Origin of the sequence: Spirosoma endophyticum (assembly GCF_900112365.1) — a bacterium.
In the GTDB taxonomy this organism is placed as follows: domain Bacteria; phylum Bacteroidota; class Bacteroidia; order Cytophagales; family Spirosomataceae; genus Spirosoma; species Spirosoma endophyticum.
The window spans coordinates 99,107-118,589 of record NZ_FOLQ01000013.1 but is presented as its reverse complement, the minus strand read 5'-3'; the positions used below and the strand labels follow the sequence as shown (position 1 = coordinate 118,589).

Annotated in this window: 19 protein-coding genes; 17 read left to right on the top strand and 2 right to left on the bottom strand. The window is 47.1% G+C overall.

Annotated elements, in window-relative coordinates:
• Positions 1-34 precede the first annotated feature (34 nt).
• Positions 35-1,453 carry an efflux RND transporter periplasmic adaptor subunit gene (locus tag BM202_RS25375; protein WP_093831431.1) on the top strand — a complete coding sequence of 473 codons (1,419 nt, stop codon included), beginning with the start codon at positions 35-37 and terminating at the stop codon, positions 1,451-1,453.
• A 129-nt stretch (positions 1,454-1,582) separates the two neighbouring features.
• Positions 1,583-2,587, top strand: coding sequence for an NAD(P)H-dependent glycerol-3-phosphate dehydrogenase (locus BM202_RS25370; RefSeq protein WP_093831429.1), 1,005 nt, complete (start codon positions 1,583-1,585; stop codon positions 2,585-2,587).
• Between the two features lie 159 nt (positions 2,588-2,746).
• Here BM202_RS25370 and BM202_RS37360 read toward each other — a convergent pair whose 3' ends face one another.
• Positions 2,747-2,935 (bottom strand): hypothetical protein, encoded by a 189-nt coding sequence (locus tag BM202_RS37360; protein ID WP_177236675.1) that lies wholly within the window; start codon positions 2,933-2,935, stop codon positions 2,747-2,749.
• 142 nt (positions 2,936-3,077) lie between these two features.
• On the opposite strand from BM202_RS37360, the gene BM202_RS25360 reads away from it, so the two are divergent.
• The 5 genes from BM202_RS25360 (at position 3,078) to BM202_RS25340 (ending at position 6,029) form a co-directional block, all read left to right on the top strand.
• Positions 3,078-3,665: an RNA polymerase sigma factor gene (locus tag BM202_RS25360; protein WP_093831427.1), complete on the top strand. Its 588-nt coding sequence runs from the start codon at positions 3,078-3,080 to the stop codon at positions 3,663-3,665.
• 134 nt (positions 3,666-3,799) lie between these two features.
• Complete coding sequence (locus BM202_RS25355; RefSeq protein WP_093831425.1) at positions 3,800-4,816, top strand: S1C family serine protease; 1,017 nt, start codon at positions 3,800-3,802, stop codon at positions 4,814-4,816.
• 72 nt (positions 4,817-4,888) lie between these two features.
• Positions 4,889-5,170 (top strand): hypothetical protein, encoded by a 282-nt coding sequence (locus BM202_RS25350; protein WP_093831423.1) that lies wholly within the window; start codon positions 4,889-4,891, stop codon positions 5,168-5,170.
• A gap of 137 nt (positions 5,171-5,307) precedes the next feature.
• Positions 5,308-5,556, top strand: coding sequence for a MoaD/ThiS family protein (locus BM202_RS25345; RefSeq protein WP_093831422.1), 249 nt, complete (start codon positions 5,308-5,310; stop codon positions 5,554-5,556).
• Positions 5,557-5,618: 62 nt separating this feature from the next.
• Positions 5,619-6,029: a molybdenum cofactor biosynthesis protein MoaE gene (locus tag BM202_RS25340; RefSeq protein WP_093831420.1), complete on the top strand. Its 411-nt coding sequence runs from the start codon at positions 5,619-5,621 to the stop codon at positions 6,027-6,029.
• A gap of 52 nt (positions 6,030-6,081) precedes the next feature.
• On the opposite strand, the gene BM202_RS25335 is transcribed toward BM202_RS25340, so the two are convergent.
• A complete protein-coding gene (locus BM202_RS25335) occupies positions 6,082-7,056 on the bottom strand; it encodes an endonuclease/exonuclease/phosphatase family protein (protein WP_245776781.1) in 975 nt (324 codons plus the stop codon).
• Positions 7,057-7,395: 339 nt separating this feature from the next.
• On the opposite strand from BM202_RS25335, the gene BM202_RS25330 reads away from it, so the two are divergent.
• The 10 genes from BM202_RS25330 (at position 7,396) to BM202_RS25285 (ending at position 19,301) form a co-directional block, all read left to right on the top strand.
• Entirely contained in the window at positions 7,396-7,908 is a 513-nt protein-coding gene (locus BM202_RS25330; protein ID WP_093831418.1) for a ribosome maturation factor RimP, read from the top strand.
• A gap of 86 nt (positions 7,909-7,994) precedes the next feature.
• Complete coding sequence (gene nusA / locus BM202_RS25325; RefSeq protein WP_093831416.1) at positions 7,995-9,239, top strand: transcription termination factor NusA; 1,245 nt, start codon at positions 7,995-7,997, stop codon at positions 9,237-9,239.
• A 173-nt stretch (positions 9,240-9,412) separates the two neighbouring features.
• A complete protein-coding gene (infB, locus tag BM202_RS25320) occupies positions 9,413-12,868 on the top strand; it encodes a translation initiation factor IF-2 (protein ID WP_093831414.1) in 3,456 nt (1,151 codons plus the stop codon).
• A 160-nt stretch (positions 12,869-13,028) separates the two neighbouring features.
• Positions 13,029-13,382 (top strand): S-adenosylmethionine decarboxylase family protein, encoded by a 354-nt coding sequence (locus tag BM202_RS25315; protein ID WP_093831412.1) that lies wholly within the window; start codon positions 13,029-13,031, stop codon positions 13,380-13,382.
• A 5-nt stretch (positions 13,383-13,387) separates the two neighbouring features.
• Positions 13,388-14,668: a DUF4178 domain-containing protein gene (locus tag BM202_RS25310; RefSeq protein WP_245776780.1), complete on the top strand. Its 1,281-nt coding sequence runs from the start codon at positions 13,388-13,390 to the stop codon at positions 14,666-14,668.
• Between the two features lie 9 nt (positions 14,669-14,677).
• Positions 14,678-14,869: a hypothetical protein gene (locus BM202_RS25305; protein ID WP_093831408.1), complete on the top strand. Its 192-nt coding sequence runs from the start codon at positions 14,678-14,680 to the stop codon at positions 14,867-14,869.
• A 12-nt stretch (positions 14,870-14,881) separates the two neighbouring features.
• A complete protein-coding gene (locus BM202_RS25300; protein WP_093831406.1) occupies positions 14,882-15,088 on the top strand; it encodes a DUF350 domain-containing protein in 207 nt (68 codons plus the stop codon).
• Positions 15,081-16,628, top strand: coding sequence for a polyamine aminopropyltransferase (locus tag BM202_RS25295; RefSeq protein WP_093831404.1), 1,548 nt, complete (start codon positions 15,081-15,083; stop codon positions 16,626-16,628). The genes BM202_RS25300 and BM202_RS25295 overlap by 8 nt, the downstream gene beginning before the upstream one ends.
• Positions 16,618-18,258 carry an NAD(P)-binding protein gene (locus tag BM202_RS25290; RefSeq protein WP_093831402.1) on the top strand — a complete coding sequence of 547 codons (1,641 nt, stop codon included), beginning with the start codon at positions 16,618-16,620 and terminating at the stop codon, positions 18,256-18,258. The genes BM202_RS25295 and BM202_RS25290 overlap by 11 nt, the downstream gene beginning before the upstream one ends.
• On the top strand, positions 18,255-19,301 hold the full coding sequence (locus tag BM202_RS25285) for a hypothetical protein (protein WP_093831400.1): 1,047 nt from the start codon (positions 18,255-18,257) through the stop codon (positions 19,299-19,301). The genes BM202_RS25290 and BM202_RS25285 overlap by 4 nt, the downstream gene beginning before the upstream one ends.
• Positions 19,302-19,483: the final 182 nt, after the last annotated feature.

Sequence of the window (19,483 nt, the reverse complement as noted above, 5' to 3'; positions counted from 1 at the left end):
GTAATTCGCTCTTTCATTCTTTCGCTCTCTCCCTATGAAGAAGAAGTCAAGTCGAATTTGGTGGATATTAGGTGGGCTTGTTGTCCTGCTGGTGGGTGGTTTCGTTGCGGCTAAACAGGCCGGTATGATCGGCAAGCCGAAGTCGACGGAGGTTGATTTTGGCTTGGTTAAGCGGACCGATATTACGGAACGTGTTAGTGCATCGGGGCGTGTTCAGCCGCAGGTAGAGGTGAAAATCAGCCCCGACGTATCTGGTGAAATTATTGGCTTATACGTTAACGAGGGGGACCCCGTAAAAGCGGGTCAATTGTTGTGCCGCATTCGCCCTGATAACTACGAATCATTATTGGCGAGGGCACGGGCAACGGTCAATCAAAGCCGGGCCCAACTGGAACAATCGAAAGCATCGGTAGCTCAATCGAGTGCCCGACTGATTCGGGCCAAAGCCGACTACGAACGTAATAAAAAACTGTTTGCCGATAAAGTCGTTTCCTCCGCTGATTTGGAAACCAGTGAGGCTAATTTTAACGTAGCAAAACAGGAAGTCGAAGCCGCTAATGCCAACGTCCGGGCTGCGCAGTTCAACATCCAGAGCGCCGAAGCCAGTTTACGCGACGCCAATGAAAACCTGCGTAAAACGACAATTTATTCTCCCGTCAACGGTACCGTTTCAAAGCTTAATATCGAACTGGGCGAACGCGTTGTGGGTACATCGCAAATGGCGGGTACGGAAATCATGCGTATTGCCAATCTGCAAAATATGGAGGTACGTGTCAACGTCAACGAGAATGACATTGTCCGGGCTAATCTGGGCGACACGGCTGATATTGAAGTGGACTCCTACACAATGGCTGGACGTAAATTCAAGGGCGTTGTCTACGAAATTGCCAATACGGCTAACGGCCTGACCAGTTCATCAGGAGCGGCTGCGGCTGCCTCACTTTCTGCCGATGCTGTAACGGAGTTTGAAGTGAAAGTGAAAATTTTGAACAGTTCATACAGTGATTTACTGGCTCAGAAAGACAAGAAGGGATATCCATTTAAGCCGGGTATGACCGCTTCGGTTGAGATCATTACCGATCGGAAAATGGGTGTATTAGCCGTGCCAATTGCCGCGGTAACGACACGAGCCGCCGATTCAAGCGCCATCGACACTGAGGAAATAAAGACGAAGTCAAACGGGGATGTCGATGAAAGGCCAGCTACGCAGGTTGAAAAGAAAGAAAAACCCAAAGAGATTGTTTTCGTCAATGTTGGTGGCAAGGCGTCGCAGCGTGAAGTGAAAACCGGTATCAGTGACTTCGAAAATATTGAAATCGTATCGGGCCTGAAGGCGGGCGAACAGATTATTTCGGGACCGTTCATTGCGGTATCCAAGAAGCTAAAAGATGGTGAACTCGTCGTTAAACGCGATCCGAATAAGAATAAAAAGAAAGATGAGAAGGAGGAGTAAGGTGTGAACGGGCGGCAGTATGGCGCTCGCACCAACAGTCAATAGATATTTATTTACATAATTATTTTGAAAGGAAAGCAGGTGTAGGGCAAATTTGCCCTGCACCTGCTTTTTTCCTTCCTTTACCCCATGAAAGTAACACAACCCGTTCGGCTGACGATGGTCGGGGGAGGAAGCTGGGCGACAGCGCTTGTCAAAATCCTCTCCGAAAATAATGTCAGTGTTAAATGGTGGCTTCGCAAAAAATCTGATGCCGATCACATTAAAAAATTTGGCCATAACCCCAGTTACCTGAGTGATGTGCAGATCAATACTCGAAAGGTGAAGGTTTGCACTAAAATTCGAGATGCCATTCGGGATAGTGACTACGTAGTATTGGCCGTTCCGACAGCTTTTATTGCCGATGCGTTGACAGGACTCAAACCCGAGCATTTTGCCGGAAAGTACGTAGTGTCGGCTATTAAAGGAATGATTCCTGGGGCTAATCAATTAGTAACGGATTGGGTCAGTGATCAATACGGCGTTCCAACGAACAAGATGTCTGTCATTGCCGGGCCTTGTCATGCCGAAGAAGTTGCTCTTGAAAAACACTCGTATCTGACTATTGCCTCCCAGGATCATACCTGTGCTGAAGAAGTGGCGGATCTGCTACGTTGCCGTTTCGTACAAACGACACCCGTAGACGATATTTATGGAGTTGAGTATAGCGCTGTGATGAAAAATATTATTGCGCTGGCGTGCGGTATCACACGAGGGCTCGGCTATGGCGACAATTTTCAGGCGGTACTGGTGTCTAATGCCATGCAGGAAATTAAGCGATTTGTCGATGCTGTTTACCCTAAGCATCGTGATTTAAGTGGTTCTGCCTACCTCGGTGATCTGCTTGTAACAGCCTACTCACCCTTTAGTCGAAACCGCACATTTGGCACACTGATCGGCCGGGGATACACAATTCAATCGGCACAAGCCGAAATGAACATGATTGCTGAAGGCTATTACGCCGTGAAAAGTATTTTTGAAATCAATCGGCAATTTGGCGTCGATATGCCCATTACGAATGCCGTATATACGATACTGTATGAAAAAGCGGCACCAACTGGTGCCATGAATGTGTTGAAAGAAGTATTGACATGAAGTCGTCAGTCGATAGTTGTTAGTGGCTGGTGTGAAAGCAAATTGTTTCGTCAGTCACTAACAACTTAAAAAACAAAAGCCCCCTGAATCATCAGGAGGCTCTTATATCGTTTATAGCGTTGTCGGTAAGTTGTACCGGCAGTTGTGCCTTAGTAGAAATTACTTCGCGCTATCAGCAGACATCGTCGAAGCAGAATCCGTAGCCATCGTCGAATCCGTAGCCATCGTCGAAGTTGAATCCGTCGTGGTCGTAGTCGTTTCGGTGCTTTCGGTCTTCTTCGAGCTGCAAGACGTAGCCAGGGCGATCATAGCCATGAAAAAGAAGGCGGATTTCGTGATTGCTTTCATATTTTTGGGGATGTTTTTGTTTAGTGATTAATGATTCAATGTCAACGTTAATACTAGATAGAGAAAAAGGTAACCCAACAATTTTTAACTTTTTTTTGGGTTACATCCAAGGTGTTTCCGTATTAAGTAATGACTCAACTCAATGAAGGAAAGTAGGCAACCCGTATTAACTGATGATGAGTTGCTGCTGGGTTTGGCCGATGGCTCCGACGACGCATTAGGTCAGTTGTATCGACGGTATTTTCCAATGGTGCTCCACTTCGTTACCAGTAATAGTGGGAATGAAGACGACGCCAAGGATATCTACCAGGAAGCACTGATCGTGTTGTATGAAAAGGTAAGAAGTGGTTCGCTGGAATTGCATTGTCAGCTAAAAACGTACCTCTATTCAATTGGCAGGCGTTTGTGGCTGAAGCAGTTAGCTCAACGTAGTCGATTTGTGATACGGGATGTAGAAACGCCCGCTTCGGATGAGATGGCCATTGATCAACTGAACGATGACCTGATTGACCATGAGGAGCGCGATCGACAGTTTACCCTCATGGCCGACTCACTTGGCCGACTTGGTGAACCCTGTCGAACGTTACTGGATGATTTTTATATTCAGCATTTGAGTATGCAGGATATTACTGAAAAGTTTGGCTATACCAATGCTGATAACGCCAAAACGCAGAAGTATAAATGTCTGATGCGCCTGAAGCGATTGTTCTTTGCGGAATACAAACAGTAGTACTACGTTATAAAGTCGTACAGTTATAAACGGTCCACCGTTGCGCGGGGCCGCCCGTGCGGTTGATAATTGCGTTTGCAGTCCATCAACCTTATAACTTGTCAACTCTATAACTCTTTAACTCTTTTACAGAGATGAACGAGGAAAAAGATATTGAAAACGCGTTGCACGCCTACGGCGAGCGAATCCGGTTTAAGCAGCGTTTGCAGATGATGCAGGCCAGCATCGACATGGACGCTATGCGGCAGGATGCTGACTTGTATAATTCTCCAGCCGAAGCGTCGGGCCAGATTCGTAAACTCTGGCATACGTATCGCACTACGTTGGCAGTAGCCGCTTCGGCAGCCATCATTACTACGTTTGGCTCAATTTTTCTGTACCGTTCTTATTTGCAGGGGCATAAACAGCAGGAGCAACAGTATAGCTTACTGAGCAAGGAAATTCAGGCTGTTAAAACATCACAGCGTAGACTCCTGAATGATTTCAATGGACGAGGTCGAGGGTTGGGTATTAATCCGGCGCAGGTAGCTGGATCAGGTTTTTTGCTCACGTCCGATGGTTACTTTATAACGAATAATCACATAATTCGGGAGGCCGATTCGGTCTATGTGCAAAGTGGTAAGGGCGAGGTTTACAAAGCACGTATCGTTTATGCCGATCAGGCCCACGATCTGGCTGTTCTGCAACTCTGTGATGACAGCGCCTTTCGGACGTTGCCTCCAGTTCCTTACAGCTTTGATGCCAAGTCGTCTGACCTAGGCGAACGTGTGTATACGCTTGGTTACCCGCGCGAAGAAATTGTTTACGGCGAAGGCTACCTTAGTTCCGGTACGGGTTATCGGGGCGATTCAACGGCCTATCAGGTGGCTATTAGTGTCAATCCCGGCAACTCGGGGGGGCCACTTTTAGATGAAAAAGGTAACGTCATTGGCATTATCAGCGGTAAGCAGACCACCTCCGAAGGGGTCAGTTTTGCGGTGAAAACGAATTATCTGTTTGAAGCCCTGAATAGTATTCCACCGGATTCGCTTAAAGGGCAGCCATTACGATTAAACCGCAAGAGTACGCTGGCAAGTTTGCCGCGCAAGCAACAGATTAAGCGGATGCAGGACTACGTTTATCAAGTGAAAGTTTTCAAGCACAAGGAGTAACGTAATCGGTTAGATCGCAAAACAATTGAGAAGGCTATCGGTTATTGAGTTCAATAAACTAATTCAACAGTCATGAAAAAGCTCATAATGATAGCCGCTGCGGTGGTTTTTTCAATTGCCGTTGTATCCGCTCAGGATACGAAAGAGAAAGCAAAAGAGGCTGGCAGCCAGGTGAAAGAAACGACAAAAGCTGCTGGCAAAAAGGTTGGTCGTGAGGCCGATAAGGCAGGAGATAAAATATCCAAAGCCGCCAAAAATACGAAAGAGGACGTTAAAGATGGTACGAATAAAGCCCTCGATAAAACCGATAAGAAGATGAAGAAGGCTGAACGAAAGTTGAATAACTCGAAATAAGGCCTGTCTTATTCATAATACAAACTGTGCCATTGCCCGTTGAGGCTGGCACAGTTTTTTGTTTGTACCCTGCGAACTTCAATTGGGCATTGCTACGTTCTTTTACTACGTAGTAAATTCAGAAACTAGTCTAACGAATGGCTTCTTCCGTTTCAGTACTCTTATTTGGTATTACCCGCGACCTGACTGGACAGTCGAAGGTTGTGGTGCCCCTTAGTGAGCATACGCGTGTTATCGATTTACTTAGCCGATTGCATCAGGACTATCCAGCATTAGCAGGTATTAAATCGCTATTGGTCGCTGTTAATGGTGAATATGCCGAACAAGATCAGTTAATTGGCTATAATGACGAGATAGCTCTCATTCCCCCTGTGAGTGGAGGTTGATTTCAGTTAACATATCCTAGCCAACGGGTTATGTTTTTTGTCTGGTTACTGATAATTGATTTATGATTTCTATTACTACTGATCCCATTGACGTTGCTGCTGCTCTAAAGTCCATCGAATCGGAGCAAGCGGGTGCTATTGATTTATTTCTGGGTGTCGTGCGCGACAATACGCAGGAGCGTTCGGTGAATCGGCTCGAGTACGAAGCCTACGATCGTATGGCCATCAATGAAATGGAGAAAATTGCTGATCAGGCTCACCAGCGTTGGCCCATCTTGCGTTACACGATCATTCATCGGAAAGGTACGTTGCAAATCGGTGAGATCGCTGTCCTGATCGGTGTCGCTACGGCTCATCGCGCTGATGCGTTTGAGGCTTGCCGTTACATCATCGATACCATCAAAAAGACAGTGCCTATCTGGAAAAAAGAAGTATTTATGGATGGCGAAGAATGGGTAAATGCACATCCATAAGTCGATAGTTAAGAGTCATCAGTAACTGACGTTGATAGCTATCGACTTACGACTATTTCACTACATATGTCCCCACGATGGGATAATGGTCTGAGTCTGAGACGTAATTAATCGTTTCGAAATTCAAGACAGGTAGGCGAGGGTCATGAAACTGGTGATCAATACGAATGAAATTAGGCATATGGTTATAAGTAAAGCCGAAACCGTGCCCTTCTTCTTCGAAACTGTTAGGTAATAGTCGGCGCATTCGCTCATAAACAACACCGTACGGTGTGTCATTAAAATCTCCGGTAATAATTACTGGATGGGGGCTGTCCTTAACGTATTGCTGAAGCTTGGTGACCTGTAAGTTTCGCTCAACAAAGCCCGTACGAAGTGCACTCAATATACCCCGAGTCTCGTGTTTCACTTCACTCATTTCATCTTTCTTCAAGACCTTCCCTATTCGGATACCCATCGAATGCAGGTGAACATTTATAACGCGAATTGTATCGTTCCCTATTTTAACATCGGCCCAAAGGAGGCCATTGGGCAAGTCGAAAGCTTCCCGTCCCGAATTCACAATTGGGTAAATAGAAAAGATAGCCATTCCCATAGCAACTCCACTGCTTTGAACATTTTCTGGATGTAGAATAACGGAATAAATGAAGCCAGCCTGACGAAATCGCTTAATAAAATCGTATTCAGGCTTGGTTCTTTTCGAATAATACTCTTGAAAACACTTAACTGGAGCATCATAATGTATTACATAATTAGCCAGTCGCCGAAATCGAGGTGAACTTGGGTATCTATTGAGGTCTCTTCCGAAGTTAAGATCAAATGTTTTTACATTGTAGCTGAATACTTTGATTTGAGTGCCAGTGCCTGTCAAGTCTTTGATCTGATTCCAGCCAAAGGTTCTTGATCCAAACAAGACGACACCCGCAATTAACACGACCCCTGAAAGCCAGCTCCGCCAGGGGCGATCGGTAAGCCACAAACACACCACAACTAAATTCAACATCCAGGCTACTGGAATCGTGATCATGATTAGGCTGGCCGACCAATGTTGTGTGGGTAAACTATAGAGCAACCAGTACGCTAAGCATGTGTAAAACACTAATAACAGATTGAGAGACCACAGCAAGGACCGAAAAAAAAAGACAATCATCGTGCGGACTCGTATTCTTATCGTCATATCACCGTCATTGAGAAAAGACAAATGCCTTGTAAGTCCCAAAATAAGGCATTCTGACTGGAAAGCCCATAATCGAGAAAAAGGAGGGGCTTGCTATGCACAGGGAAACGTATTATCTTTGTGGCACAAAAACCATATGGCATTGATCAAAAAAGGGAGTCGCACTCCCTTTTTTGTTAGCCGTAACTTATGGACGATAAAGCGAAAATAAATGAACTTCTCCACCCGTATCTGAACGACGATCATTTGTATGTTGTTGATGTTCAGGTGGTAGGGCGTCGGGGAGGACGAATTAAAGTGACCGTTTTGCTCGATAGCGATTCGGGTATTACGATCGAAGAGTGCGCCAGTATTAGCCGAAGACTGGGTGCGCAAATGGATGAATTAAATTTTTTTGATGAATCTCCGTTTACGCTCGAAGTTTCATCACCTGGAATTGACTTCCCATTAACGTTTCAGCGGCAATACGTTCGCAATATTGGTCGAACAGTGGTTGCTACCCTTTTGGACGGAAGTACTCGAAAAGGTACACTCGAGTCCGTTGCCGACGATCATATTGTTTTGAATATTGAAGCTGAAAAGAAGTCGAAGAGTAAAAAGAAAAAAGAAGCTGATTTAGTTACTGAAGCACCACCAGTCGGGCCTACGCCGATTCCCTTCGGACAGATTAAAAAAGCTAATGTAGAAGTATCATTTAAATAATGTCGCTAGTCGACAGCCAATAGTTGTAAGTGCGAACAAACGACTACTATTGACGAACGACTCTCGACTACTGACCCAACACTAAAATGACCAGTGGACTGTTAATTGAATCGTTTGCTGACTTTGCCCGGTCGAAAAATATTGACCGGCCGACCATGATCGCTATTCTGGAAGAAGTCTTCCGGACAATGATTCGTAAAAAATACGGTACCGACGAAAATTTCGACGTTATTATTAATGCCGAAAGTGGCGATTTAGAGATGTGGCGTACACGCGAAATTGTGGACGACAACTCTGAAGACATCTGGGATTATGACAAAATTCCGCTTGCTGAAGCCCGGAAGATTCAGGATGACTTTGAGGTAGGCGAACAGGTTGCCGAAGAGGTTAAACTGGAGGATTTCGGTCGTCGGGTTGTGCAGACCGCTCGCCAGACATTGATTCAGAAGATAAAGGATATGGAGAAAGAACTCCTTTATCAGAAATATAAGGATCAGGTGGGTGACTTAGTGAGTACAGAAGTTTACCAATTGCTAAAGCATGAAATCATTCTGGTTGACGGTGAAGGCAATGAATTGAGCTTACCCCGTACTGATCAAATTCCCAAAGACCGTTACCGGAAAGGTGAAGCGGTAAAGGCCGTTATCAGCCGGGTGGAGATGTTGAATGGTACGCCTAAAATCGTTCTATCGCGAACATCGCCCGTATTTTTAGAGCGGCTGTTCGAAATTGAGGTGCCTGAAATTTACGACGGCTTAATCTCCATTCGTAAAATCGTTCGGGAACCCGGCGAACGGGCGAAGGTGGCTGTCGAATCATACGATGACCGTATTGATCCCGTTGGGGCCTGCGTGGGTATGAAAGGTTCCCGAATTCATGGCATCGTTCGTGAACTGGGTAACGAAAATATTGACGTTATAAATTACACCGAGAATCTTGAACTACTAATTAGCCGGGCATTGAGTCCTGCTAAAATCAGTTCGATGCAGATTGATCGTGAAACCAAGCGCGTCTCGGTTTTTCTGAAACCGGATCAGGTTTCGTTAGCTATCGGTAAAGGTGGTCAGAATATTAAACTGGCTGGCCGATTGGTTGATATGGAAATTGACGTATTCCGGGATAACGAAGGCCAGGAAGATGATGAAGACGTTGACCTCATGGAATTCTCCGACGAAATTGACGAGTGGATGATTGATGAGCTTCGTAAAGTAGGTCTTGATACGGCCAAGAGCGTATTGGCTTTGAGTAATGAAGAACTCGTTCGTCGTACGGATTTGGAAGAAGATACTGTTCAGGAGATTTTGAATATTCTGAAGCAGGAATTTGAGTAAAATGAATGAACAATGAAAACCGGGCCGCTGGTGCGGTGAAGAATGAAGAATATTGATCAATCATTTATTCTTCACTTTTCATTGTTCATTATCAAAGGGAGGGATTTTTATTGTTGTAAGTGGTGTTCATAAGATACCAACAACTATTAAATTTGCGGAATATAGACCAAAGTATGGCAGAAGAAAAGTCAATGCGCCTGAGCCAAGTGGCAAAAATTCTCAACAAAGGGTTATCCTCTGTTGCGAGTAGTCTGTCTGCCAAAGGGTTTAAGGTCGAAATTAATCCTAACACCAAAATCAACACAGAACAGTTGGAGGTGTTAGCGAAGGAGTATAAATCTACGGAACTCCTGAACGGAACTCGCCGGGCTGAACCGCCGGTTGTAGCCGCCGAGCCACCGCGTCGTCAGGAGGAGGATGTCGTTTTGTACCGTCGTGATGACGCGAGACGTCCAATTGTTGATCCCAAGTCGGAGACTGCTCCGGCTGAATTACCCAAGTCGGCTCCAGTAGAGTCGAAATTAACTCCGCAAACTGCCCAGACCGGTTTGCCAGGACTAAAAGTGGTGGGTAAAATTGATCTGAATGCAAAGCCCGCTTCGACGCCTGTGCCGCAAGTAAAACCTGCGGTGCCACAGGACGTAAAACCAACTGCTGTACCTACGCAGCCAGAAAGCCGCGTGCAGGCTCCTGTTGTAGATACACCTAAACCGGTAGTTGTGGATACGCCTGCGCCTGTCGCGCCACAGCCAATAAATGTTCCGCCTGTAGCAGAAATCCCTAAATCGACTCCGGTTCAGCCGGAGCCAACGATCAGTAAGGTTGAAACGCCTAAGGCACCAGTCGTACTACCAGAGCCACCTAAAGAGGTTCCGCAAGCGCCTGTAGTTCAATCACAGCCAATTCAACCTCCTGTAGCTAAAGTGGAGCCTGAACAGCCCCCTGTACGAACGGAAACACCCAAGCTAGTAGCACCTGCCGTTAATCAGGTGAGACCAGAACGGCAGCCGGAGAATCGTTCGAGTGTTCGTCAAGATAACCGAACGAAACCAGAGCCTCAGTCTGTCAAACCAGATGCTTCTGAATCGGTAGATGAGCCCGTTAAGCCAACCGAAACCATTCGGGCGGCTGGTAGCCATCAGCTCGGTGGATTGAAAATTCTTGGTAAAATTGAGTTGCCCGTTAATAACCCTCGTCAGGGTGGTGGCGGTAATAGCAACGCTGATAAGAAAAAACGCAAACGGATTCGCGGTGGGCGAGAAGGGGCTCTTGGTAGCACGGCTCAACCGAATCAGGGTGGCGGTAATCAACCACAAGGCCAGGGTGGCAATAATAACCGCCCTGATCGTCCTCCACGCGAAGGCGACCGCGGCCCAGTTAATAGAGTGCAGGGAGATCGTCCTCCGCGCGAAGGTGACCGTAATCAAGCGGGCGGCCAGCGGGATGGCAATCGTCCACCAGTTCAAGGACAAGGTAATAGCCAAGCACCAGCTAATCGTGCAGGTGGTACGGCTACTCCAGCCAATCGTACGGGCACCGCTGGTACTGGTACGAACCAGAGTGGTAATAATGCCAATCGTGGTGGTAGTGGGCAGACTGGCGCTGGCGGTAACAATGCCAATCGTGCTGGTGGTGGGAATCGTCCGGCCGGGGCTGGCGGTAACAATGCCAACCGTGGTGGCAGCAATGCCAATCGGGGCGGTGGAGGTCGTCGTGAGGCACCAACACAAGCCGACGTTCGTAAGTCAATTCAGCAAACGAATGCACGGATGGCGGGTAACTCGCCAAACCGGGGGGCTGACCGCCGACGCGATCGCCGGAGTCAGCGGGAAGAAGACCGTCGTTCCTTGAATGAGCAGGAGGAACTGGAAGCAAAAACGCTGAAAGTTACCGAGTTCGTTTCCGCCAACGACCTGGCATCAATGATGGATGTATCGATTAATGAAGTTATCTCGGTTTGTTTGAACCTGGGTATGTTCGTCTCGATCAACCAACGTTTAGATGCTGAAGCAATTACGGTTATTGCCGATGAATTTGGATACGATGTTCAGTTCATATCAGCTGAAGATGAAACAGAAGCTAGTATTGACATTGAAGCCGATGATCCGGACGATCTACAGCCGCGGGCACCAATTGTGACCATCATGGGCCACGTTGACCATGGTAAAACCTCGTTACTCGATTACATCCGCCGGGCGAAAGTTGCGGCTGGTGAAGCGGGCGGAATAACACAGCATATTGGTGCTTACAGTGTTAAAACGACCGACGATCGGATGATCACGTTCCTTGATACGCCGGGTCACGAAGCTTTTACGGCCATGCGGGCACGGGGTGCTAAAGTGACTGATGTCGTTATCATCGTGATTGCCGCTGACGATAGTATTATGCCACAAACGCGCGAAGCTATTAACCACGCGCAGGTTGCTGGCGTACCCATTGTCTTTGCTTTCTCAAAAGTGGATAAGCCAGGGGCAGATACCGAAAAAATCCGGGCTGAACTGGCTGCCATGAATATGCTCGTTGAAGAGTGGGGTGGTAAATATCAGGCGCAGGAAATTTCGTCGAAATCGGGCTTGGGCGTCGATGATCTCCTCGAAAAGGTTTTATTAGAAGCAGAGCTACTTGAACTGAAAGCCAACCCCGAGCGTCGGGCGTTAGGCACGGTTATTGAAGCCTCACTCGATAAAGGTCGGGGATATGTGTCGACCGTACTGGTAGAAAACGGTACGTTGCGCCAGGGTGATATCATGCTTGTCGGTGCGCATTACGGTCGTATCCGTGCTATGACAAATGACCGGGGCGAACGTATTAAAGAAGCCGGTCCGGCTCAACCAGTTCAGATTCTGGGGCTGCCGGGTGCTCCACAGGCGGGTGACAAGTTCAATGTAATGGAAACGGACCGAGAGGCACGTGAAATTGCGAACAAACGAGAGCAGTTACTGCGTGAGCAAACGCTACGTACCCGTAAGCACATTACGCTCGAAGAAATCGGTCGCCGGAAGGCCATTGGTTCATTCAAAGAGTTGAATGTCATTGTGAAAGGTGACGTGGATGGCTCGGTTGAAGCCTTGTCGGATTCGCTGTTGCAATTGTCTACCGAAGAAGTACAGGTAAATATCATCCATAAAGCAGTTGGGCAGATTTCCGAATCTGATGTGCTGCTGGCCTCGGCTTCGGATGCTGTTATTGTTGGCTTTCAGGTAAGGCCATCGGCTAGTGCCCGGAAACTGTCAGAACAGGAGCAGATTGAAATTCGTCTCTACTCGATTATCTACGACGCTATCAATGAGGTGAAAGATGCAATGGAGGGCCTGTTGGCACCGACTGTTGAAGAAGTCATTGTTGGTAATATTGAAGTACGCGAGGTGTTCAAGATCAGTAAGATCGGAACAGTAGCCGGTTGCTACGTAACGGAAGGTAATATCAAGCGGAACAACAAAATCCGTATCATCCGCGACTTTATCGTGGTTCATACCGGTGAAATCAGTGCACTAAAACGCTTCAAAGAAGATGTTAGTGAAGTGAAATTCGGCTACGAATGTGGCTTGAGTATCAAGAACTTCAATGACATCGAAGTGGGTGACGTGATCGAAAGCTTCGAACTGAAAGAAGTGAAACGGACGCTGTAGTCGCCAAGATAAAAAACAAAAAGCCCTAACTGGACAACCAGTTAGGGCTTTTTTATACCTATTATCCAGACTTTAGACCGATATTCTATTTTTTGACCGACTTATTCGGCTACGTATAACTTTGTGCCTTATATTTCACTATCGTTCTATAGCCTAAACCATGACAGCATACCGTCCGGGTCTGCATCTGCTATCTACGTTTTCAGCTTCGGCAGAATGCCTTACTGATGCCTCAGCCTGTCGACGTGCCTTCGATGAGCTTATTGATATGTTGGCGTTAACGAAAGTTGGCGAAGTCTACCATGTTTTTCCGAATGGAGGCTTTACGGCAGTGGTTTGCCTGACCGAATCACACGTATCGATTCATACATGGCCAGAGCTTGAAATGGCTACGTTCGACGTGTTTCTCTCTAATTACCTTCACGACAATACAGCTAAGACTCGTCAACTCTATGACGAAGTTCTGACTCATTTTGCCGCTACCGAACTCACTAAACAGGAACTGTTCCGATGATTGATATGGCTACCTTTGGCCAGACGTCACCATCGGCCACGCTTCCCTGTCCCAAGTGCCAAACTACGATTACGTATTACGACGTATCGGGTAGCTTGTACTACGTGTGTCCAAACTGCTATACATTTTTTAAATACGAAAACGGAGAGCCGCCTGAGATTCTAACGGATTTCCCTAATACCAATCCCTCCCTGGTTTTCCCAATTGGTACAGAAGGCTACTTAAATAACCAGTTTGTGCGAGTTGTCGGGTTCATACATAAACAGGAAGCTGGTACGTCTTATAACTGGACCGAACACATGCTCTTGCAACAGGATGGTCGCTACGTCCAGTTGGCCGAATACCAGGGGCACTGGATGGTTATTGAGCCAACGGAGCGCATCTACCGTCAATTTAGTCCTGGGTCGAATTATATTGATGCAGATGGTAAGTCATACAAGCTCTTCAATCGATATAAAGCCGACATACTGAATGCCGCCGGTGAATTTGACTGGAATATTCTTGACGACAAGACGTTGAGTGTCTCGGAATACATTAATCCGCCTTACATGCTGATAAGCGAAGAAGATGATAAACGATCTGACTGGTATGAAGCACACTATATAAGTCAGGTAGATCTGGCAAAAGCGTTTGCAATTGACAAACAGAGTTTGCCTGCTTCCTATGGGGTAGGCGCCATTGAACCGGCTGATCCTGAAGACCGTTGGGGTGCTGCATTCGCTTTTACAGGTATGATGTTAGTCGCAGTTATCGTCGCTCAGGTTATTCTTAATATTGTTAAACCGTCGAAGCAGTTACTCAACGAATCGTTTCGCACCGAAGTCGATTCGGCTGGGGCTGTAAAGCCAGTCATCACTTCTTCATTCGACGTAGCTGGTTCGGCAGCCCTAAACTTTGATCTGTCGGCTACGCTTGCGAACGCCTGGATTGAGTTGCCCATTACACTAGTTAATGAACAGTCGGGTAGAGTTTATGAATTTACAAAGACGTTAGAATACTACCACGGAGTGGAAAGCGGAGAGAGTTGGTCTGAGGGTAGTTCAACCGATAATGCTGTGCTATCGCGTATTCCATCAGGTCGTTATCATCTGAATATTTACCCGGCTATAGAAGGAGTTAGACTAATACCGTTCAGGGTGATCGTCGAGCAGAATACGACACTAACGTCCAACCTTGTTGGTATCTTGGTACTACTCGCCATTTTTCCCGCTTATCTCTTCTGGAGTAGGCAATCATTCGAGACTCGACGTTGGAGTAATAGTGATTTTGCGGATAAGGAAGAATAATTTACGGCTATGCTGAAAGAACTCTCTAAAATAAAATACTACGTCGTCGCTGCTCTTGTTGCACTGGGTGTGTTTATGTGGGCTGGTCTCACCGGAATGCGTCTGATGGGCGATGATAATGAAAGCGTTGAAAACCAGAATAGTTATTACGGAAACTCAGGCCATTCGGGTGGTCACGGTTCCCGATTTTACCATAAATAACCTAAATCCCATATGGAATATAAATACATTACGGCCTCCGTTGTTTACTCATTGCTGGGTATTGCCATTTTGGTAATCTGCTTCGTTGTAATCGAAAAAATCGCGCCTGAGAATCTCTGGAAGAAAATTGTTGATGATCAGAACGTAGCGTTGGCCATCCTCGCGGCTGCCTTCATGATTGCCGTGTCCATTATTATCAGTTCAGCCATTCATGGTTAGTGAAAAGGAGCAGTTCATTGCTCCGCCGGGCTTAACATCACTGCACTGGCTCCTGTTAGTGTCTGTGTTTGTCATTGCGACCTGCGGGCTGATCTATGAACTTGTTGCCGGTACGTTGGCCAGTTACCTGCTGGGCGACTCCGTTATGCAGTTTTCGACCATTATTGGGGTATATCTGTTCTCGATGGGCATAGGGTCATGGTTATCCAAATACCTCGACGGAAATCTGCTCAAATGGTTCATTCGCATAGAAATTCTCGTTGGTCTGGTCGGCGGTTTCAGTGCTCCTTTGCTTTTTGTACTGTTTGAATACGTAGCATCGTTTCGATTTATCCTATATACATTAGTAGGACTAACGGGTATTCTAGTTGGCCTGGAGATCCCGCTGCTGATGCGCATTCTGGAGAATCAATTGTCATTCAAAGATCTCGTATCGCGGGTATTTACATTCGACTACATTGGTGCTTTGCTGGCATCTCTGATCTTTCCAATGATCCTGATCCCGCAACTGGGGCTTATACGTACCTCCCTGTTTTTTGGTTTATTGAACATTGGAGTTGCTGGTTTTTTGCTGTATCGTTTCAGCGAGACACGGTCTTTTCGGGCTGGATTTACAGCTGTCTTATTGGCGTCGGTGACGATGCTAACCGTGGGTTTTGTATACGCCGAGCGGATCATGACCTACGCGGAAGGCGTTACGTTTCAGGACAGGGTTATTTACAGTAAGAGCACGCCTTACCAACGTATTGTGTTGACCCGCAACAACCGCGAACTACGTTTATACCTGAATGGGAATCTGCAATTTAGCTCGGCGGATGAATACCGCTACCACGAAGCGCTCGTTCATCCCGTTATGCAGGCTCGCCCAAATGCCAAACGCGTATTGGTGTTGGGTGGGGGTGATGGTATGGCGGTGCGGGAACTTCTGAAATACCCGGCGATTCAGCACATTCGTTTGGTCGATTTAGACCCAGGAATGACATCCTTGTTTCAGCAGAACGAGACGTTAGTGTCATTGAATAAGCGATCATTATTATCGCCTAAAGTGCAGATCACAAATAATGATGCCTTTTCATGGATACGGCAGGACACGGCTCGCTATGACGTAGTGATTGTTGACTTCCCCGATCCCTCGAACTATTCGATTGGTAAACTGTACAGTACTACGTTCTATACGGAACTGGAAAAGCGACTGGCTCCAGACGGCGTCTTTGTTGTGCAATCGACCTCACCCTACGTAGCACGGAAGTCATTCTGGTGTATTCGGAACACGCTGGCGACTGTTGGTTTTCAGACCATTCCGTATCATGCCTACGTACCGTCGTTTGGCGAATGGGGCTACGTATTGGCCTTACGGAATCATCATTGGCGGGTTGATGGCCCGTTGCCGACGGGTTTGCGTTACGTAAACACACAAACGATTCGTGATATGCTGTACTTTTCACCCGATATGGCGGAAGTACCAACCGCAATCAATAAACTGAATAATCAGGCTCTGGTTCAGTCATTTGAAGAAGAATGGGCGCCATATGGACAATAATCCTGACCTAATTAGCCGACGTGAGTTTCTGGTGCAAGCCAGTGCAGGTGCCGCAGTTTTGCTAACGGGCGCTGCTACGTTGTCCTGCTCCTCACGCTCAACAAGTCATATTCAAGGTGGGATGGTGGGGGCGAATCATCAGGCTGGGCACAAATTGCGGAATATTCCGGCCTTGTATAAGTTGCCGATTTCGGAACGATTAACTACCGATGTATTGATTATTGGCGGGGGTGTTTCGGGATTGTCGGCTCGGCGGTGGTTGAATCAGAAAGGCATTCGGGATGTGCTGTTGCTGGAAATGGATGCCAAAACGGGTGGGAATGCAGCCTATGGAAAAAATGCCATTTCCGCTTACCCATTTGGCGCTCATTACCTCCCAATTCCTGATCTACGAAACAAGGAATTGGTTCGCTTTTTGGAGGAGGTTGGTGCCATTACAGGATTCGATACGAAGAACTTACCTATCTACAGTGACTATTTTCTCTGCCACGATCCCGAAGAACGGTTATTCATCAACGGCTTCTGGCAAGAGGGATTGGTACCAGAAATGGGCGTTCCAACTAGCGATAAACAGCAGATTAAGCAGTTTTTTCAGTTAGTCGATGAATACAAACAGGCCAAAGGTGCTGATGGCCTCGACGCATTTACGATTCCGCTCGAGCGCTCCTCCCGCGACGAAAAATTCCGTCAGTTAGATACGATCTCGTTCGCCAGTTACCTGACAGAAAAAGGATTTACTTCCCCTTTCCTACAGTGGTACCTGACCTACAGTTGCCGCGACGATTACGGCTCCACGCTCGAAACCACTTCCGCCTGGGCGGGTATTCACTACTTTGCTTCACGCAAAGGCCAGGCCGCAAATGCCAATGCATCTTCGGTGCTGACCTGGCCGCAGGGGAACGGTTTTCTGGCCGATCAACTTCGCGCACAAGCCGACTCACCTATTCGCCAAAATTTACTGGGTTACGGTTTGCAACGTAGTGCCACTGGTGTGACCGTGCAGGCCTGTGACGTAGCCACTAACCGTACTGTTGTCATGGAGGCTCGCAAGGTTATTGTGGCTACCCCTCAGTTCATTACAAAACATCTGGTACAGCATCTGATGCCGGAACGTAGCACCTGTACCGGGTTCCACTATGCGCCCTGGGTAGTTGCTAACTTGACGATCTCCGGGCTACCTCAAGGCCGTGGACTACCGCTTTGCTGGGATAACGTTATGTATGACACAGCCTCGGTAGGCTATATTTCAGCCAATCATCAGGACCTGCGCGACAACCCAAACAAGGTTATCACATATTACAAACCTTTGACCGACGAAGAGCCAGACGTAGCGCGAAGAAGGGCGTATACCACTACGTATGAGCAATGGCTTACGCAGATTCTGGATGAACTGGAGGTTGCCCATTCGGGTATTACAGCCTTCGTGTCGCAGGTGGATATCTGGGTATGGGGGCACGGTATGATTTCGCCGTCGCCCGGCTTCATTTGGGGGCAGGAACGTCAGCAGGCCATCCAGCCCATAGCCGACAGTATTTTTTTCGCGCACTCAGATTTAAGCGGTATTTCCATTTTCGAAGAAGCGTTTTATCAGGGGATTCGGGCGGCTAAGGAGGCAATGAAAGCACTATGAAACAGCCCTGGATAAAAAGCCCTTTGTTCGATGGCCTCTACGTGCTGGCCCCGCCGTTCATCGCCTTACTAATTGTCATGATCTTGCCCGATCGGTTTAAAACAACCGATGCCATGCCGGTTATCGGATGGGTGGCCCTGGTTGTATTCGTTGATGTAGCGCACGTCTACAGCACTCTATTCCGTACCTATTTTAATAAAACACGTTTCCAGCGTCAGCGAATGCTGTTCCTGATCGTACCGCTGGGTTGTTATCTGGCAGGTGTGTTACTGCATAGTATTAATGGACTTTGGTTCTGGCGGTGCTTAGCGTATCTCGCTGTTTTTCATTTTGTTAGACAGCAGTATGGCTTTCTGCGCATTTACAGTCGAAGAGAAAAAGTACCTGTGTTTGCCGCCCATATCGATACAATAGTAATCTATGCTGCCACGGTCTATCCCATCATTTGGTGGCATTTAACCCCTGACCGGCATTTCAACTGGTTTGTTGATAGCGATTTTCTTCAGACTGACGTAGCGGGGCTAAAGTTGATGGCTACAATCGTTTACGAGTTGTTGCTGGTCGTCTACGTGCTTAAAGAAATATGGCTTTACAAGCGCTTCCGTGAGTTTAATTGGCCGCGTAATTTGCTTGTACTGGGCACCGCTGTTTCCTGGTATTTCGGCATTGTTCAGTTCAACGGCGATATGGCATTTACCATGCTCAATGTCCTGTCGCATGGCATTCCATACATGGCACTAATTTGGTCCAGCGACAGGCAAACGTCTAAAACGAAAAGCTTTACGACCGGTCTATTGGCTAGACTAACTACCAATAACTGGTTTGTCTTCCTCGGATTCCTTGTTGTTATTGCCTATCTTGAAGAAGGTTTGTGGGACGGTTTCGTCTGGCGCGAACACACTGCCGTATTTGGCTGGTTTCAGGCGTTGCCCGTCGTAACCAACGATCAGATACTGGCTCTTTTGGTCCCCTTACTCGCCCTTCCACAAATGACACATTATGTACTAGACGGGTTTATCTGGCGCCAAAAAGACCATTTATGATCATTGCCATTCTATATTCAGTCTATGAGCCTAACCCGTTGTGAGTAATTTATGTGCCAGAATGCATATCTATTTCAGTTGGCACTTCTGGAAATCATAATCCCTGATTAACTTGGGCATCTGGGAAACGAAAGACCTATGCCGGGTCGTTAGTAAAGAAAGCCTGTTTGCCGAAACTACCC